Annotated in this window: 12 protein-coding genes and 1 other RNA gene; 9 read left to right on the top strand and 4 right to left on the bottom strand. The window is 47.5% G+C overall.

Annotated features, from left to right (window positions below; translation table 11 throughout):
• The first annotated feature begins 23 nt into the window (after positions 1 to 23).
• Complete coding sequence (locus tag EML15_RS02505) at positions 24 to 1,295, top strand: bifunctional RNase H/acid phosphatase (protein WP_144273263.1); 1,272 nt, start codon at positions 24 to 26, stop codon at positions 1,293 to 1,295.
• 80 nt (positions 1,296 to 1,375) lie between these two features.
• Positions 1,376 to 1,778, top strand: an RNA gene (gene rnpB, locus EML15_RS02500) — RNase P RNA component class A.
• A gap of 67 nt (positions 1,779 to 1,845) precedes the next feature.
• Here rnpB and EML15_RS02495 read toward each other — a convergent pair.
• On the bottom strand, positions 1,846 to 3,099 hold the full coding sequence (locus tag EML15_RS02495) for a galactokinase family protein (RefSeq protein ID WP_185967144.1): 1,254 nt from the start codon (positions 3,097 to 3,099) through the stop codon (positions 1,846 to 1,848).
• Between the two features lie 419 nt (positions 3,100 to 3,518).
• Here EML15_RS02495 and EML15_RS02490 point away from each other — a divergent pair, with 419 nt between their 5' ends.
• On the top strand, positions 3,519 to 3,728 hold the full coding sequence (locus tag EML15_RS02490) for a hypothetical protein (protein ID WP_246846887.1): 210 nt from the start codon (positions 3,519 to 3,521) through the stop codon (positions 3,726 to 3,728).
• Positions 3,729 to 3,777: 49 nt separating this feature from the next.
• Here the strand turns inward: EML15_RS02490 and EML15_RS02485 are convergent, their stop codons facing one another.
• Together EML15_RS02485 and EML15_RS02480 are read right to left on the bottom strand one after the other, a co-directional pair.
• Positions 3,778 to 5,376, bottom strand: a complete 1,599-nt coding sequence (locus EML15_RS02485; protein WP_185967143.1) for a CYTH and CHAD domain-containing protein — start codon at positions 5,374 to 5,376, stop codon at positions 3,778 to 3,780.
• A 42-nt stretch (positions 5,377 to 5,418) separates the two neighbouring features.
• Positions 5,419 to 6,150 carry a DUF2786 domain-containing protein gene (locus tag EML15_RS02480; protein ID WP_144273260.1) on the bottom strand — a complete coding sequence of 244 codons (732 nt, stop codon included), beginning with the start codon at positions 6,148 to 6,150 and terminating at the stop codon, positions 5,419 to 5,421.
• A 179-nt stretch (positions 6,151 to 6,329) separates the two neighbouring features.
• Between EML15_RS02480 and glnA the strand changes: the two genes are divergently transcribed.
• The 3 genes from glnA (at position 6,330) to EML15_RS02465 (ending at position 11,219) form a co-directional block, all read left to right on the top strand.
• Positions 6,330 to 7,670: a type I glutamate--ammonia ligase gene (gene glnA, locus EML15_RS02475; RefSeq protein ID WP_144273259.1), complete on the top strand. Its 1,341-nt coding sequence runs from the start codon at positions 6,330 to 6,332 to the stop codon at positions 7,668 to 7,670.
• Positions 7,671 to 10,841 carry a bifunctional [glutamine synthetase] adenylyltransferase/[glutamine synthetase]-adenylyl-L-tyrosine phosphorylase gene (locus EML15_RS02470; RefSeq protein ID WP_144273258.1) on the top strand — a complete coding sequence of 1,057 codons (3,171 nt, stop codon included), beginning with the start codon at positions 7,671 to 7,673 and terminating at the stop codon, positions 10,839 to 10,841.
• A gap of 69 nt (positions 10,842 to 10,910) precedes the next feature.
• Complete coding sequence (locus EML15_RS02465) at positions 10,911 to 11,219, top strand: hypothetical protein (RefSeq protein ID WP_144273257.1); 309 nt, start codon at positions 10,911 to 10,913, stop codon at positions 11,217 to 11,219.
• A gap of 40 nt (positions 11,220 to 11,259) precedes the next feature.
• Here the strand turns inward: EML15_RS02465 and galE are convergent, their stop codons facing one another.
• Positions 11,260 to 12,285 (bottom strand): UDP-glucose 4-epimerase GalE, encoded by a 1,026-nt coding sequence (gene galE / locus EML15_RS02460; protein WP_349236852.1) that lies wholly within the window; start codon positions 12,283 to 12,285, stop codon positions 11,260 to 11,262.
• A 155-nt stretch (positions 12,286 to 12,440) separates the two neighbouring features.
• On the opposite strand from galE, the gene thrC reads away from it, so the two are divergent.
• The 3 genes from thrC to EML15_RS02445 all read left to right on the top strand — a co-directional run bounded on the left by thrC (position 12,441) and on the right by EML15_RS02445 (position 15,967).
• Positions 12,441 to 13,874, top strand: coding sequence for a threonine synthase (gene thrC, locus EML15_RS02455; RefSeq protein WP_144273255.1), 1,434 nt, complete (start codon positions 12,441 to 12,443; stop codon positions 13,872 to 13,874).
• A gap of 48 nt (positions 13,875 to 13,922) precedes the next feature.
• Entirely contained in the window at positions 13,923 to 14,462 is a 540-nt protein-coding gene (locus EML15_RS02450) for an NUDIX domain-containing protein (protein ID WP_144273254.1), read from the top strand.
• A gap of 89 nt (positions 14,463 to 14,551) precedes the next feature.
• Positions 14,552 to 15,967, top strand: coding sequence for a Na+/H+ antiporter NhaC family protein (locus EML15_RS02445; RefSeq protein ID WP_144273253.1), 1,416 nt, complete (start codon positions 14,552 to 14,554; stop codon positions 15,965 to 15,967).
• The last annotated feature ends 85 nt before the right edge of the window (positions 15,968 to 16,052 follow it).

Below are 16,052 nucleotides of genomic sequence, written 5' to 3'. Positions count from 1 at the left end.
TGAAGAATCAAGGACACACAATTATGGCAGAGATTATCCTCGAAACAGATGGTGGTTCGCGTGGTAACCCCGGCATAGCTGGTGCAGGTAGCGTTGTTATTGATGCTGCTAGTGGCGTAGTAGTGGAAAAAATAGCCTATGTGGTGGGGGAAGCTACTAACAATGTTGCTGAGTATTATGGGTTGCTCAATGGGTTAGCTGCGGCACAGCGTCATGGTGCCACGGTGGTTCATGTGAAAATGGATTCTAAGCTGGTGGTAGAACAAATGACCGGCAGATGGAAAATCAAGCACCCTGATATGCAACAGCTTGCATTGCAATGCAAAAAAATAGCTAACTCATTTTCCACAGTGACGTATTCGTGGATTCCGCGTAAAGAAAATGCGCGTGCGGACGAACTGGCCAACCAAGCTATGGACGCCTTAGCGGCAGGAGCGCCGATTGGGGTGCTGGGTAGTGGTAACAGTGCTACAGGCGGTGTTGATACTGCTGATACTGGCAGTGCTGTTTCTGAGCATGATGCTGATACTGGTGTGCGTGGTGCTGACGCTGCTCGTGCTGCTGAATCAGTGAGCCAGAATGAGACGTGGCATGGTGCGTGTACCCAGCCCACGCGTTTTATCTTATTGAGGCATGGACAAACGGCGATGTCGGCAGCAAAGCAATATAGCGGACACAGTGATCCAGAATTAACACAGTTGGGTCTGCAACAAGCCCAAGCAGCAGCACAATGGTTGGTGCAGCGTAGCGCTACCGCACGTAATAGCGTGTTGGGCAGTGCAGATCCTGTTTGTGCTGTGGGAGATCTGGGCGTGATTGATGCGGTAATTTCTTCTCCACTGCAGCGAGCACAACAGACTGCAACTATTGTCGCGCAGGAACTAGGACTCAACCTTAAAACTGAGCCAGGGTTAAAAGAGATGAACTTTGGGGATTGGGAGGGGTTGAGTTTTAACCAGGTGCGTGACCAATATCCTAAGTTGCATAGTCAGTGGCTTATTGATTCAACAGTAGTGCCACCTGCAGGAGAATCTTTGGATATGGTAGCGCAGCGAGTGGCAGACACAATGACGCAACTAAAGCAGAAATATGCAGGTAAAACTGTGGTTTTGGTAAGTCATGTGACACCAATTAAATCAGTTGTGCGTAGTGTCTTGGGGGCACCAGCCGACGTGTTCCATCGACTTCATCTTGATCTGGCAGCAATCTCTATTGTTGATTTTTATGCTGATGGACCAATGTGTATGCGCCTATTTAATGGTGTTGATCATCTCAAAAACTTACCAAGTGCTTAGCGTTTGCGCGTGTGTTTATCTACGTATTGTCACTATTTGTGCTTTTGTACTTGGCATGGAGTAGAGTGTGAAAGCGCGATTGAGTTTTCCAGGCGATCGCGGTGAAATGTACCGAGGCCTATATTTTATTGGCTTGCTGGCGTTTTATCGAGGAAAGTCCGGACTCCACAGAGTGCGGTGGTTGCTAACGGCAACCCGGAGCAATCCGCGGGCAAGTGCCACAGAGAGAAGACCGCCCAGTAATGGGTAAGGGTGAAAGGGTGCGGTAAGAGCGCACCAGCATGGTAGGTGACTATCGTGGCTAGGTAAACCCCACCGGGAGCAAGGTAAGAAGATACGCATTAAGCGTATCTGCGCGGACGCTTGAAGGCTACTCGCTTGATGTTCGCGGGTGACTGCTTGAGGCGAACTTCGTTCGTCCAGATGGATGATCGCCACCGTGACATAACGGTACAGAATCCGGCTTATCGGAAAACTCTTTCGCCTCTACTTTTTATCATTGGGGATAACAGGGATGGATATACAGGTAGGGGCGTAGCCACGCCATGTGTTATTCCTTAAAATGAATGCTTGCTGCCTCACCAGCACTTAACGGAATGATGATTGCGTCTTTCGCATCACACGCGTCCAGAAATTCCTCAGCGTTATTCTCTGAAACAATTGCCAAAATCGCACCAGAGACACCGGCACTAAGACTGCGTGCGCTCAGTGCATTGTGTTGGCGAGCAAAAGCATGAAGAGCAGTGTCGATATTGGTAAGACCATAGAGTTGTTGAGTATTGAATTGTGAACGTTCTAGCAGTGGGAAAAGCTCAGTGTGTCGTCGGGAGCGAATTGCTTGCGCTGCCTGGATGACGTCTTGAGTTTCTTGATGAAGAAACGACAACCAATTACTTGCGTCTGCAATGCTTGGCATACCGTCATGACCATTGACCTCATGAACCGCACGCAGCCAATCAATTACTCGCGACGGCGCCTCAGGGAGCAAAAACAAAGTTTCTGCACCAAACGCGCGGGTTGCCTGCTCGATGAAAGCATTGCGTTGCGCTACTGCTTGCTCACAAAGAGCAGCCGTATCTCCGGTGCGTGGAACAAGAAAGAATCCCGCTGTTTGAGTTGCAGCTCCAACGGGGTGAGATGCTTGGGTGATGGAGCCATCGGCATAGTTGATGACATTGATTGCACTGCCATGACCACGCATGATGGTGCTATACCTGGATCGGGACGCAGGTACTTCGCTATAGGTGTTTGCTGCTTGAAAACATACGTCAGCAATTTTTGCTTTGGTTGGGGCGGAATCAGTGTCTTCGATATTGCGAGCAACTGCCAGTGCCGTTGCTACATCGACGGCGGCACGATACCCTAGGCCTTCGTCGTGAGGAATGGTGCCGAGGATTGTGATGTCGAACCCGGTGGTGTCCCGGGAAAGTAATTGGCGCTGAGTCATGGTAAAAATTACGCCGCAGAGGCGGTCAGCAGTATTTTTATCAGCTTGCGCAGCACTGATCTGAGTAATGTTTGATAAATTGCTGTGCCATTGCTGTGTATGTGGAGTTTGAGTCTGAGGATCCACAAAGACCTCATGCACGTTGATACTTGTGTCTTTGCGCGGCGAAATTGCGACGGCAAGCCTAAGGTGCGATAGGCCTGTGAGCACCATGCCGCCATAATGATCAGTGTGTTCGCCCATGAGGGAATAAGAAGCAGGGGCAGTAGCAGCAGCTGTTGGCTGCCCAAATTTTTCTCGATGAACACGTACTGCATAATCGGTGAGATCAAACTCGACGACCTGCCACACTGTCATGGACACTCCTTGTATTAAAAAGTTATTCATGTGCACGCGACAGCCTACCGACGTGTATCGAGCGTATATCGAGTCTGTCGATGAGGAAAACTGGCTCAACGGTGGTGCGTGCACTGGGCATTGATATTTTATTTTTTTAATCCTTTTATTACCTTTTATACCTTAGCGCCTGACTATGCGTCATATGAAAGTCATGTGACAAGCTCAGATGATAAGCCCAGATAACAAACAACGTGCGCGCTAAGACTTACCGGCTTGGGTATGCTGGGACGTGATATGCGTATTAGCGCACTGCATTGGTGTGCAGCATTGTTGTTATTGCTGCACTTCTATGTACTGTGGTGATAAGCCGCATGAGGAAACATACTTGGAAGAATATGTCGACCGAGAGGCGACTGTGACTAGAGGCGTAGAAAGGCATGATGATGTTTGATCATGACACTGACCCCGATGAATTGTGGTACTACAATCAAAAAACTGGACAAGCAGAACAAGGACGTGTTTCTGGTTTTTCCCAGCGACTTGGACCATACAAAACTCGTGAAGAGGCAGAACACGCTCTAGAGATTGCTCGGCAACGCACAATCATTGCTGATCAACAAGATGAAGCAGACAATGAACAGTGGTAGTAGGGATAGCTCGTGGTACTAGACCGCGAGCTATCTTCTTTGCACCAGCCTACTTTTTCTTCTTAGAAGTACGCTGCTCCTTGTTCACTTTGCTCACCTGACGATAGGCTTTTTCTACTAACACAAAGGCCTCATCATATTGCCCGAGAGCTTGCTGAGCACTATGTTCTTCACTGCTGTAGAGAATCCCATACTCAAAAGTATTCTGACCATTACGATAAGCCTGTTCAGCAAGAGTGCGAATAGTATCACGCGAGGTAAGCGCATCTTGATAATCACCAAGTACCTTTTGCAGATGCTTACAAGCGCGGGTGAGATTTTTAGTATTTACATGACCAGAACGCGTGACTGCTTCAGAGCAATACCGCAATTTCTTTGCTGCTTTACGCACATCATGCACGCGATTTTCTTGTTCTGCTACAGTTATCCCGCGATCTTGCCAACCACGAATAGCAAATTTATGACGCTTTTTCAGCGCCGCGAAACTTTTTTCTAACTGCCGCGCCAATGTTTGCCCTGCGTTGAGTTCCTCTGAAGTAGAAGCACCGGAAGCAGGAGCGAGAACTGGTTGAGCAATAAGCTCATCGAGTTGATTAAGCATAGTGATATATGCTGTGGAATCGAGAGCCTTGAGAATATGTTGGTGCGCACGGTGATAACGTGCAGCAATACTAGAGTGAATAGAAGCGCCTACTTCCTCACTGATATTGCGGTGTTCAGGTTGTGCAAGAAGCCAATCAAAGCGTTCGGCCACGACCTCCGCGTCGCGCGCTTTGCCCAGAATATGCGCCAATTGTTTGAGGGCATCTTCCACATGACTATAGTGCTTCCTATCAATAATGCCGTCGAAAGATTGCAAAAGACTACGCAACTGACGACTAGCAACACGCATCTGATGGACAGAATCATCTGTGTTCCTACGAACTTGTGGATCCCAGCGAATCAGCTCATCTCGACTAGCCTGCAATGCACTCAGCACACTATATGCGGGGTGATCTGCTGAAAGAATAAGCTGCCGGGAGGAATCAGAAACATTGTGAATGGAATCGCCTAATGCCATGAGCAACTTCGATGGGCTATGGGATAATTGTGCCCCTGCTTTTGTCAGGATTGTGTGAGCTGAGTGCAATAACGCATCAGATAGAGCTAATTCTTGCGCTTGGGTGGTTAATTCCATTTCCCACTCGCGCCATTGAGTGCGCTTGCCACCAGGCAAGAAAGAGGTAGCGGTGACATGATCGTCACAAAATTCGGCTACGACGTGATCTCCATGCTGCAACATACTTTGGTGACGTTCATTATTGACCTCAGCAATAGCAACCAGTTCTTCATCACGAATAATGGCACGAACAAAGTGTAAGAGTGACTGCGGCGGCTCATCACTGAACTCATGATGTAATTCAATACGACCATGAGAACTTGGTATCTTGATATGCCAACCAGCATCATGACCACCACTACGTCTGCGCAATGTGATTTTTTCTTTACTCAATCGCAAATCAGCAGTATCAAAATATGTGGCAGATAACTCCAAAATTTCTGGTTCACTTACCTGCGTAATATATTCAATCGCGCCAAGGTGAGGTAAGGCTGTATCTGCTGCAACGGAGAACTTTGTCTCTACTTCGAGTTGCTCTTTAATGCTCATAATCATGTTTTACCAGGAATAGTGTTTGTGTGATAGCTGTACTCACTGTGAATAAGCACTCTTTAATGTGCTCAAGCCATCCTTGCAGCCGTACGTCATTCCGGCAATACGCGGATTAGTGCTTAAAAGTTTCATTCTTTCTGCTTCATGAGCTTGTATGGAGTGGATATTGGTGTTGGGGGAATTGACGGCAGATCTGTTGCGTAGGTAATGATGATGGTGTTGATGAAGTGCAATTACATTATTGCTCTGAGTGTAAAAATTTAAGTCGTGGTTTGTGCGCATCAGTCCTGTGTGCAGTGCATAATGAGTGCGAAATGTGCGAATAAACGCTTGATAGTAATTATTGATAAAAGTACGTAATTCATGGTGGGTAAATGTGCTTGTGGTGTGTGCAGTATGTGCCAAAGTGTGTAGTTGATTGACGATAAACGTAATGGTTTCCCATGAGCGTGCCAGATGAGATCTATTACCGCTGACCACAACAGCATCTATGGCTTTATCCATGATGGCGTTGAGCCCATGAAACTGGCAGATTGCTTGGATGAGCTGGTATTGCCCTGCTTTGCGTAGTGGGCGTAGTGCAAAAGATACCGATACCAAATGAGAGCTAAAAAGATGATGCTGCTGTAGCAACGCATGAGCTTTGCTCTGGTAGCAGCGCTTTTCATGTTCATTGGTGCTCGCATGAGCTTTTTTCAGTAACGCCTGATAACGACGCCATGCCTTACTCAGTGCTTGTGCATCCTGATTACTTAACATTATTGCCAGCATTTTTCTCCTTTGTGTTAGTAAATGTTAGGAATTTTCTCCACAACCCTTGATTATGGAAAGTATGTTCGATAGAGTTGAGTAAAACATTGAGGGGCGACATGTCACCCCAAACGGGGGAGGGGAATCATTAAGGCTCGCTTATCTCGTATAAATCCGCAGATAGAAAGTATCGTAGAAACATGGAATCACAAATGGAATATGTGCTGCGCACCGTCGAAGAGCGTGACATCAAGTTCGTTCGCCTATGGTTTACCGACATTATGGGATCGCTTAAGTCTGTATCAGTGGCTCCGGCAGAATTAGAGTCTGCTTTTGAGGAAGGCATTGGTTTTGATGGTTCAGCCATTGAAGGATTTTCCCGAATATCTGAGGCGGATACCATTGCTCGTCCAGACCCCTCAACATTTCAGTTATTGCCTTTCGACGATGATGACTCGCCCTTAAAAACTGCACGAATGTTCTGTGACATTATGAATCCAGATGGCAATCCGTCGTATTCTGATCCACGTCAAGTCTTGCGTAAGCAAGTAGAAAGTGCTGCTGACGACGGTTTCTCATGTATGGTATCGCCTGAGGTTGAGTTCTATCTTGTCCGTTCCTTAAAAACTGAAGGCCAGCCACCTATTCCTACGGACAATGGCGGGTATTTTGATCAGGCTAGTCATAATGACGCCCCGCAATTTCGTCGTCAAGCGATGATTGCATTAGAGGAAATGGGGATTCCAGTAGAGTTTTCTCATCATGAGACTGCACCGGGGCAGCAAGAAATAGATTTACGTCATGCTGATGCTCTCACAATGGCAGATAACATTATGACTTTCCGCTATGTGATGAAGCAGGTCGCATTACTCAATGGGGTAAGTGCTACTTTTATGCCTAAACCTTTTACTGAGCACGCAGGTTCTGCAATGCACACGCATATGTCTCTTTTTGAGGGAGATATGAACGCCTTTCATGATCCTGATGAGGAGTACAGCCTTTCTACCACAGCAAAGCAGTTCATTGCTGGTATTCTCACGCACGCAAGTGAGTTTTCTGCCATCACTAACCAATGGACTAATTCCTATAAGAGGATTCTATTTGGTAATGAAGCACCTACTGCTGCCAATTGGGGTGTATCTAATCGTTCTGCTCTTGTTCGCGTCCCCACATATCGAATAACCAAAGCAGAGTCACGTCGGATTGAAGTGCGTTCTCCTGATTCAGCGTGCAATCCTTATTTGGCACTTGCTGTTTTGCTTGGCGCGGGTCTGAAAGGTATTCGTGAGGGGTATGAGCTTGGCGACGCAGCTGAAGAAGACGTTAGTTTACTCAGTAGACGAGAGCGTCGTGCATTAGGTTATGTAGATTTGCCGTCTAGTCTCGATCAAGCACTACGCGAAATGGAAAAATCTGAATTTGCCGCAGAAGTTCTTGGTGAACACGTATTTGAGTTCTTCCTTAGGAATAAATGGCGGGAATGGCACGACTATCAGCGCCAAATTACTCCCTGGGAATTGATGCATAACTTGGAGTATTAAGTGACACATCCACGTACCAGCAGAAAAGCACTACCTACCCCAGCTAGTTTGAGTCTCACTGGTGCCCATGCCAAAGAAGACCTAGAACGCCTGGGGTGGCTCAATGAACAATCCACAGAACTTTTGTGGGCGCTTAGTGGTGCTGCCGACGCTAATCTGGCATTAAATAACCTCATTCGTCTTATGGATGCACTTCAAGAAGATGAGGCTGCAACAGGTGGCTATAAGCAATTAGATGAAGCTATGCGTACTGATATAGCATTGCGAGTGCGTTTGATTGCATTGTTAGGTGCGTCTTCAGTGCTTGGCGATCATTTGGTTGCTAATCCTACTGAGTGGAAATTTCTTGCAGAAGATATACCTAGTGCAGCAGAAATGCTCAGTACCCTTTTAGGGTGTGTAGGTGCTGTTCCTGCTTTTGATTCGAGCTGTTCGAGTGAGCAACATGGTGATGTTCAAGTAGCAGACCATCAGGTAGTAGGCCAAGAACAACAGGGAAATATGCCACGAGATACAGCCTGTTCTCAGCGCACAACTGTTGGTACTTACCGTGCTGCTTTAGGTGGGGTGGAAGCAGAAATAACCTTAAAAAAGGTGTATCGCAGTTTACTTATGCGCATTGCAGCACATGATTTAGCAGGAACTTATCCAGAAAATGATAAACGCCTAGGTCAGCCTCACGTTCCCTTTAGCGTGATTAGTAGATCGCTCACAGATTTGGCTGATGCTGCACTAAGTGCTGCGCTTAGCGTAGCAGTACGCAATACCTATGGAGAACAATCACTTAATGCGCAACTTTGCGTTATTGCGATGGGTAAAAGTGGTGCTCGGGAGCTCAACTATATTTCTGATGTAGATGTGGTCTTTGTCGCCGAGCCTGCAGACTCAAAAACCACCCGCTTGGCTAGTGAGTTTATTCGTATTGGATGTCGATCCTTTTTTGAGGTAGACGCAGCGTTACGTCCGGAAGGAAAGCGTGGCGCATTGGTTCGTACCCTAGAATCACATATTGCTTATTACAAGCGGTGGGCGCATACATGGGAATTCCAAGCACTACTAAAAGCTCGTCCTATGACGGGCAGTATGAACCTGGGCAAACGCTATCAAGAAGCATTGTCGCCAATGGTATGGAATGCGAGCCAGCGAGAATCTTTTGTCGACGATGTGCAAGCGATGCGTGGACGTGTCCTTGACAATGTGCCGAAAAACCTTAAAGACAGAGAACTTAAACTCGGTGAAGGTGGCTTACGCGATGTTGAGTTCGCTGTGCAACTTTTGCAGATGGTGCATGGGCGTAGCGATGAGTCTTTACGTACACCTGCCACCATTGACGCATTAGCGGCCTTGATAAAAGGAGGCTATATTGGGCGTGAAGATGGTGCAGAACTGATTAACTCTTATGAGTTTTTGCGCCTATTGGAGCACCGACTCCAGTTGCAAAAAGTTAAACGAACCCATACTTTGCCAGAACACGATGACCAAAAAAACTGGCGCTGGCTCGCTCATGCTGCAGGTTATCGTGGGCATGAACAGTATTCAAGCGTTGATAAACTAGATACGGATCTCAAAAAAGTACGCTCTACCATTGCCCAATTGCATAATCGCTTATTTTATCGACCACTGTTGAACTCGGTGGTGAACTTTTCTACAGACGCGATCAAACTTTCTGAACAAGCCGCAAAACTACAACTTGCTGCACTGGGCTATAAATATGCCGATCGTGCTTTTGAGCACCTTAAAGCCTTAGCCTCAGGGAAGAGTCGTAAAGCAAAAATTCAAGCAATGCTCTTGCCAACGCTTATGGACTGGTTATCCGATACAGCTGATCCTGATGCTGGTTTGCTCAACTATCGTAAGCTCTCCGACGCAGCTCATGACCGTATTTGGTTCCTGAGAATGTTGCGTGATGAGGGGATTGTTGGGCAGCGTTTGATGAAGATTCTTGGCAACTCGCCCTATACCTCTGATCTGCTCATCTCTGCACCTGATGTGGTCAAGCAGCTTGGTGACGGGGCAGCAGGACCCAAGCTACTAGAACGGCGAAGCACGAATCCAGCAGCATCATTGATCAAAGCAGCAAGTAGACATAAAGACCCTGATAAAGCTATTTCGGTAGCACGTGCCCTCAGGCGAGTGGAATTAGCTCGCATATCGTCGGCGGATATTTTGGGAATGTTAAGCGTACAAGAAGTATGCCTTGATTTGTCATATATTTGGGATGCCGTATTAGAAGCAGCATTAACTGCAGAAATTGCAGACTCACTGAATAAAGGGGAAGTGGAAACGCAACCTGCGTCGATAAGCATCATTGGTATGGGGAGATTGGGAGGCGCAGAACTAGGGTATGGTTCTGATGCCGATGTGATGTTTGTGTGCGACCCCTGTGAAGGAGTTGAAGAAAATGATGCAGTACGCTGGGCAATCACAATTTGTGATCGGCTACGAACACGTTTAGCGAAACCATCAGGTGATCCACCACTAGAAGTAGATTTAGGATTACGTCCTGAAGGTCGCTCTGGGGCAGTGGTGCGCACCCTGGAATCCTACGATCAGTATTACCAGCGCTGGGGTGAAATATGGGAGATACAAGCCTTATTGCGTGCGACATGGATCGCAGGGGATAAAGAATTAGGACAACGGTTTTTACACATGATTGACAAATATCGTTATCCCGAACAAGGCGCTACCGAAAAAGTTATTCGTGAGGTGCGTCGCATGAAAGCGCGAGTGGATAATGAGCGCTTGCCGCGCGGGGCAGATCGTAATACGCATACAAAACTAGGGCGTGGAGCACTGACCGATATTGAATGGACAGTGCAATTGCTGACATTGATGCATGCACATCAATATGAACAACTGCATAATACCTCTACCCTTGAAGTCCTAGACGTTATTAAAGAAAAAGAAATCATTTCTGCGCAACAGGTGGATATTCTCAAACAGGCATGGTTGACTGCAACAAAAGCTCGAAATGCCATTGTTCTTGTTCGCGGAAAACGAACAGATCAAATACCAAAACCAGGAGCGCAGCTTGTTGCTGTTGCCGGTGCAGCCGGATGGGACCCACATAATTCTCAAGAATTTGTTGAGAATTATCTCAAAGTGACTAGGCGCGCACGGCAAGTAGTCGACCAAGTCTTTTGGGGAGAGATGATAAGCGAGCATGAATGATTTACCATCCACATATAGTGAGCTTATAGTGAGTTAAGCTCTCACCAATAACACGATAAGGAGTACAGAATGAACACTAATAACCCTTCCGCAGTAAAAATCTCTCTAGCAATTAACGACCTCACTTTTGGGCAATTGCGCACTTTGGTCGAAGCTGGGGAAAATATGCGAGTGTCTGATGACGCTGCCGTGCATATCACAGAGGACTACATAGAAATCATTGTGGACGGCACTACCCCTGCATCACCGCTGCAATCAGACGCTACGCGTACACAGCACCATAATTATCATGACGCACCCAAGAAAGATGCCAGGGATAGCGCTGCGTCGGTAGTGCTCAATGGCTTAATTGAAGAACTGCTCAATCGACGCAGCTAGGCACTAAGCTAGGCATTAATCTGCCAGACGCAGTTAGGCATTAATCTGCCATTAGTGTGTTTTCCTTTTCGAGGATTGCCGGTAGTTTTTTGCCCCACTCGATAGAATGCAACACTCCCTGAGCAATGCTGAGTTCAGCCTGCCACCCCAATAGTTCGGCTGCTTTATTGCTCTTCGTGGCACAGCCGATGACATCACCTAGTCGTGGCGCAGCAGTGACAATTTCGAGTGCGGTACCTGTTGCTTCTTGGAAAGCAGCGGCAAGTTCATACACTGTGGTTCCAGTGCCGGTGCCAAGATTGATAACCTCATAACCAGGTTGTGCAGCGGCAGAGATAACCTGGTCAAAGCGCTCAAGAGTAGCAATATGAGCGCGAGCTAAATCCCACACGTGCACATAATCGCGCAAAGCTGAACCATCACGAGTATCCCAATCCACTCCAGTGACAGTAAAGGCACGTCGTTCGTTATGTGCCTCAATCATCTTCCCCAGTGCATGCGTCGGATGCGGATCTTGCAGTCCACTACGCATATGTGGATCAGCACCAATGGGATTGAAATACCGCAAAGAAATAACATCTAATTTTCCAGTGTGTGCGAAGTCAGACAGTATTCTCTCTAGCATCCATTTTGAGGCAGAATAAGGGCTGTGTGGTGCAACTACAGAGTGTTCGTCGACAAGATGATCCTCACCTGCTTCATACATGGATGCAGTAGAGCTAAGAATAAACCGCTTAATACCAAGTTCAGAAAGAGTGCGAATAAGCGTAATAGATTTGCCGACATTGTTGTGATAGTAATCAAGGGGCTGTTCGACAGATTCTGGAACAACAATTTTGGCAGCACAATGAATAACTGCGTCAATATCATACTCGGTGGTGATTGTTGTGAGGAGCTTAGTATCGGCAATGTCGCCTTCATAGAAAGCATATGGTTGGGCGAAGGTACGTAGTCCTTTGCTCAGGTCATCAAGAATGATGGGGGTTATGCCATTGTCTACGCAACAGGCGGCGATGGTGGAGCCGATGTACCCCGCCCCCCCCCCGTAATAAGCACTTTCATACAAAACTCCTTGGGCACTATGCGAAACGATATTCGTTTAGCCATTTTAGTTACTAAACCACGCTAAGAGAAGAAGCTAAGAGAAGAAAAAGTAGAAAAATGAAAATAATGTCGAGCAAAAATAGCTAGTTCTATGAGTAAAGCACTAGGCTGGTCAGAGTGTATTACATTTCAACCCGTGATCAGTCCCGCACTCCTGCTTCCTTTAGCGATATTCTGCTGCGCGGTCTAGCCCCCGATGGCGGTCTTTATCTTCCTAGCAGCTATCCACAGCTTGACGACGACACCCTCAACTCTTTCCGCACGATTCTCCAAGAGCAAGGCTATGCGGCGTTAGCGGCAAAAGTGCTTGCGCTTTTCATCGACGAAAATGATATCCCTGCCCAGGATCTTGCTGCTATGACAGCGCGTGCCTACACCACGCCAAAGTTTAGCGCTGCTGAGATTGTTCCGGTCACTGAGTTGGAACCAGGAATGTACATTGCCCATGTATCCGAAGGCCCAACAGCGGCGTTTAAGGATATGGCTATGCAGCTTTTAGGTGAGCTATTTGAGTATGAACTTGCTAGGCGCGGTCAGAGTCTCAACATCCTCGGTGCGACCTCTGGCGATACGGGTTCTTCTGCTGAGTATGCTATGCGTGGGCGTCGGGGGATTAAAATTTTTATGCTCACCCCTGCAGGTCGTATGACTCCTTTCCAGCAGGCGCAGATGTTTGGGCTTCATGATCCTAATATCTTCAATATCGCTCTCGACGGAGTTTTTGATGACTGCCAAGATGTTGTCAAAAGTGTTTCTGCTGATGCGCAATTTAAGCAGCGGTATCATATTGGGGCTGTTAATTCTATTAACTGGGCGCGTCTTATGGCGCAGATTGTGTATTACATCTCTTCGTATTTGCACGTTACCAAGTCCAATGATCAAAAAGTAAGTTTTAGCGTGCCCACTGGAAACTTTGGTGATATTTGTGCTGGTCATATCGCTAAGCAGATGGGGCTGAATATAGATAAACTGATTGTCGCCACTAACGAAAACGATGTGCTCGATGAGTTTTTCCGCACAGGGGAGTATCGAGTGCGTAGCAGTGCTGATACTTACGAGACGTCTTCGCCGTCGATGGATATTTCCCGCGCGTCGAACTTTGAGCGGTTTATTTTTGACTTGCTGGGGCGCGATGCTCAGCGCGTCGCAGAGCTTTTTGGCACTCAGGTAGCGCAAGGTGGTTTTTCACTCGGTGCAGATCCTGCTTTTGCTCAAGCGGCTGATAAGTATGGGTTCCGTTCGGGCAAGTCCACGCATTCGGATCGCGTGGCGACAATTCGTGATTGTTATGAGCGTCTTGGTGTGCTTATTGATCCGCATACTGCCGACGGTGTGAAAGTGGCTCGTCAGTGGCGTGAGGAAATTGATAGTCCGATTGTGTGCTTGGAGACGGCGTTGCCGGTGAAGTTTAGTGACATCATCGTGGAGGCAACGGGAACGCAACCGCCGGTATCGGAGCGTTTTGCTGCAATTATGGATGTAGAACATCGTGTGATTGCTCTGCCTAATGATGTGGCTGCGGTGAAACAGCTTATCGAAGAAAATGCTTAGCAAGATGTTAAGAATCGTACTATCAGTTCGGTACTGAGGAAGAATACTATGCCAACTCCAGAGTTTATTGTGCGGTTGCGGGAGAAAATTGGTCATGAGCAGTTGTGGTTACCTGGGGTGACTGCTATCGTGCTCAAGGATGTGCCAGCTGGTGCTCCTATTGGTGCGGTTCCTGAGGTGTTGTTGGTTAAACGCTCGGATAATGGCGAGTGGACACCGGTAACGGGAATTGTTGATCCTGATGAAGAGCCTCATGTGGCAGCGGTGCGTGAGGTAAAAGAAGAAACTGGGCTTGATGTGCAGGTTGAGGCTTTGCTTGGGGTGGGTAAAGTAGGACCGATCACCTACCCTAATGGTGATGTGACCAGTTATGTGGATACTGCGGTGCGTTGTACTGTGCTTGATGATACGGCTGTACCGTATGCTGCTGACGGGGAAAATACTGAGGTGGGTTGGTTTTCTGTGATGCATATGCCGCCCATGCAGCCTAGGTTTCGGCTAGTTGTTGGGGATGCGGTAGCGCAGTTGCGACGCCCAGAGGGGTTTAGACCTAGATTGGGATTTCATAAGCGAGATCGTTTGCGCTAAAAGAGTAATTTTATGTGCAAGTAAAAATTATATGCACTAATTGTGTGGTTATTTCCTGAGCAACAATACCGTACCGTAGATTAAAAAGCATGAATGCTGTTTTAATTGCGGTGCTGGTCATGCTTATTCTTGCTGCAGCCCGTATCCATGTTGTGCTCGCCTTATTTATTGGCGCGATTATTGGTGGTGTTGTTTCCGGTATCGGACTAGAAGCAACGATGGTTGCTTTTCAAGAAGGACTCTCTGGTGGGGCAAAAATTGCATTGAGTTATGCGTTGCTTGGTGCTTTTGCTATGGCAGTTGCTCATTCTGGGTTGCCGGTGCTGTTGGCGCAAAAAATTATGCGTCGGATTAGCCCCAGTCAGACCAATGCACACGCAAACACCAGCGCGACAGGTACCGCACACGCAAAAAACCAGCATAGCCAGCATGAACCTCAGGTGAGTGTACGAGCGGTGGCAGTAACCAAGTGGCTTATGGTTGCTGGCATTTTGGCAATGTCGATGATGAGCCAAAATCTTATCCCCGTGCATATTGCGTTTATTCCACTGATTATTCCGCCTTTGCTGTCGGTTATGAATAAGATGCGTGTGGATCGTCGCCTTATTGCGTGTGTGTTGACCTTTGGTTTGGTCACGACCTATATGTGGATTCCTGTTGGTTTCGGCTCTATTTTCTTGCACGAGATTTTGCTCAACAATATCGAGCAGGCGGGGATGGACACCAGTGGTATCAACATCATGCAGGTCATGGCGATTCCTGCACTTGGTATGTTCCTTGGTTTGCTCATTGCTGTTTTCTTTAGCTATCGACGCCCGCGCGATTACGTCGATAAGCCAGTAACTAATGTGCAGGTAGAAGATATTTCTCCCTATAAAATTTCTGTGGCAATCATTGCCATTATTGTCACTTTTGTGGTGCAAGTGGTGATGCAGCTTTCTGGCTCTGAGGCTGATTCACTCTTGATTGGCGCGCTGAGTGGTTTGGTGATTTTCATGGTCACCGGTGCCGTTAATTGGCGTGAAGCAGATGATGTTTTTGGCCAAGGCATGAAAATGATGGCCATGATTGGATTCATCATGATTACTGCGCAGGGATTTGCGGCTGTTATGCAAGCAACAGGACAGGTAGAGTCACTGGTGACCACTTCTGCCGCCCTTTTTGGTGGCAATAAGGCGGCGGCAGCATTTGTCATGCTCGTGGTTGGTCTTATTGTGACCATGGGCATTGGTTCTTCCTTTTCTACGCTGCCCATCATCGCCACAATTTATGTACCGTTGTGTGTCTCTCTGGGCTTTAGTCCTGCCGCAACTGTGGCAATCATTGGCGCTGCCGGCGCATTGGGAGATGCGGGTTCACCAGCATCAGATTCCACTCTTGGTCCTACATCGGGACTTAACGCAGATGGGCAGCATGATCACATTCGCGACTCTGTGATCCCAACATTCTTGCACTATAACATTCCGTTGATCATTGCTGGCTGGTGTGCCGCAATGGTGCTCTAGCGCAGACAAAGGCAGATAAAACCATGAAGGCCAGCGTCGAAAGTAAGAAAAGCTCTCGACGGTGGCCTTCATGTTTATTGCTGTT

The organism is Corynebacterium sp. sy017 (genome assembly GCF_017918135.1).
In the GTDB taxonomy this organism is placed as follows: domain Bacteria; phylum Actinomycetota; class Actinomycetes; order Mycobacteriales; family Mycobacteriaceae; genus Corynebacterium.
This window is presented reverse-complemented; position numbering and strand designations above follow the sequence as displayed.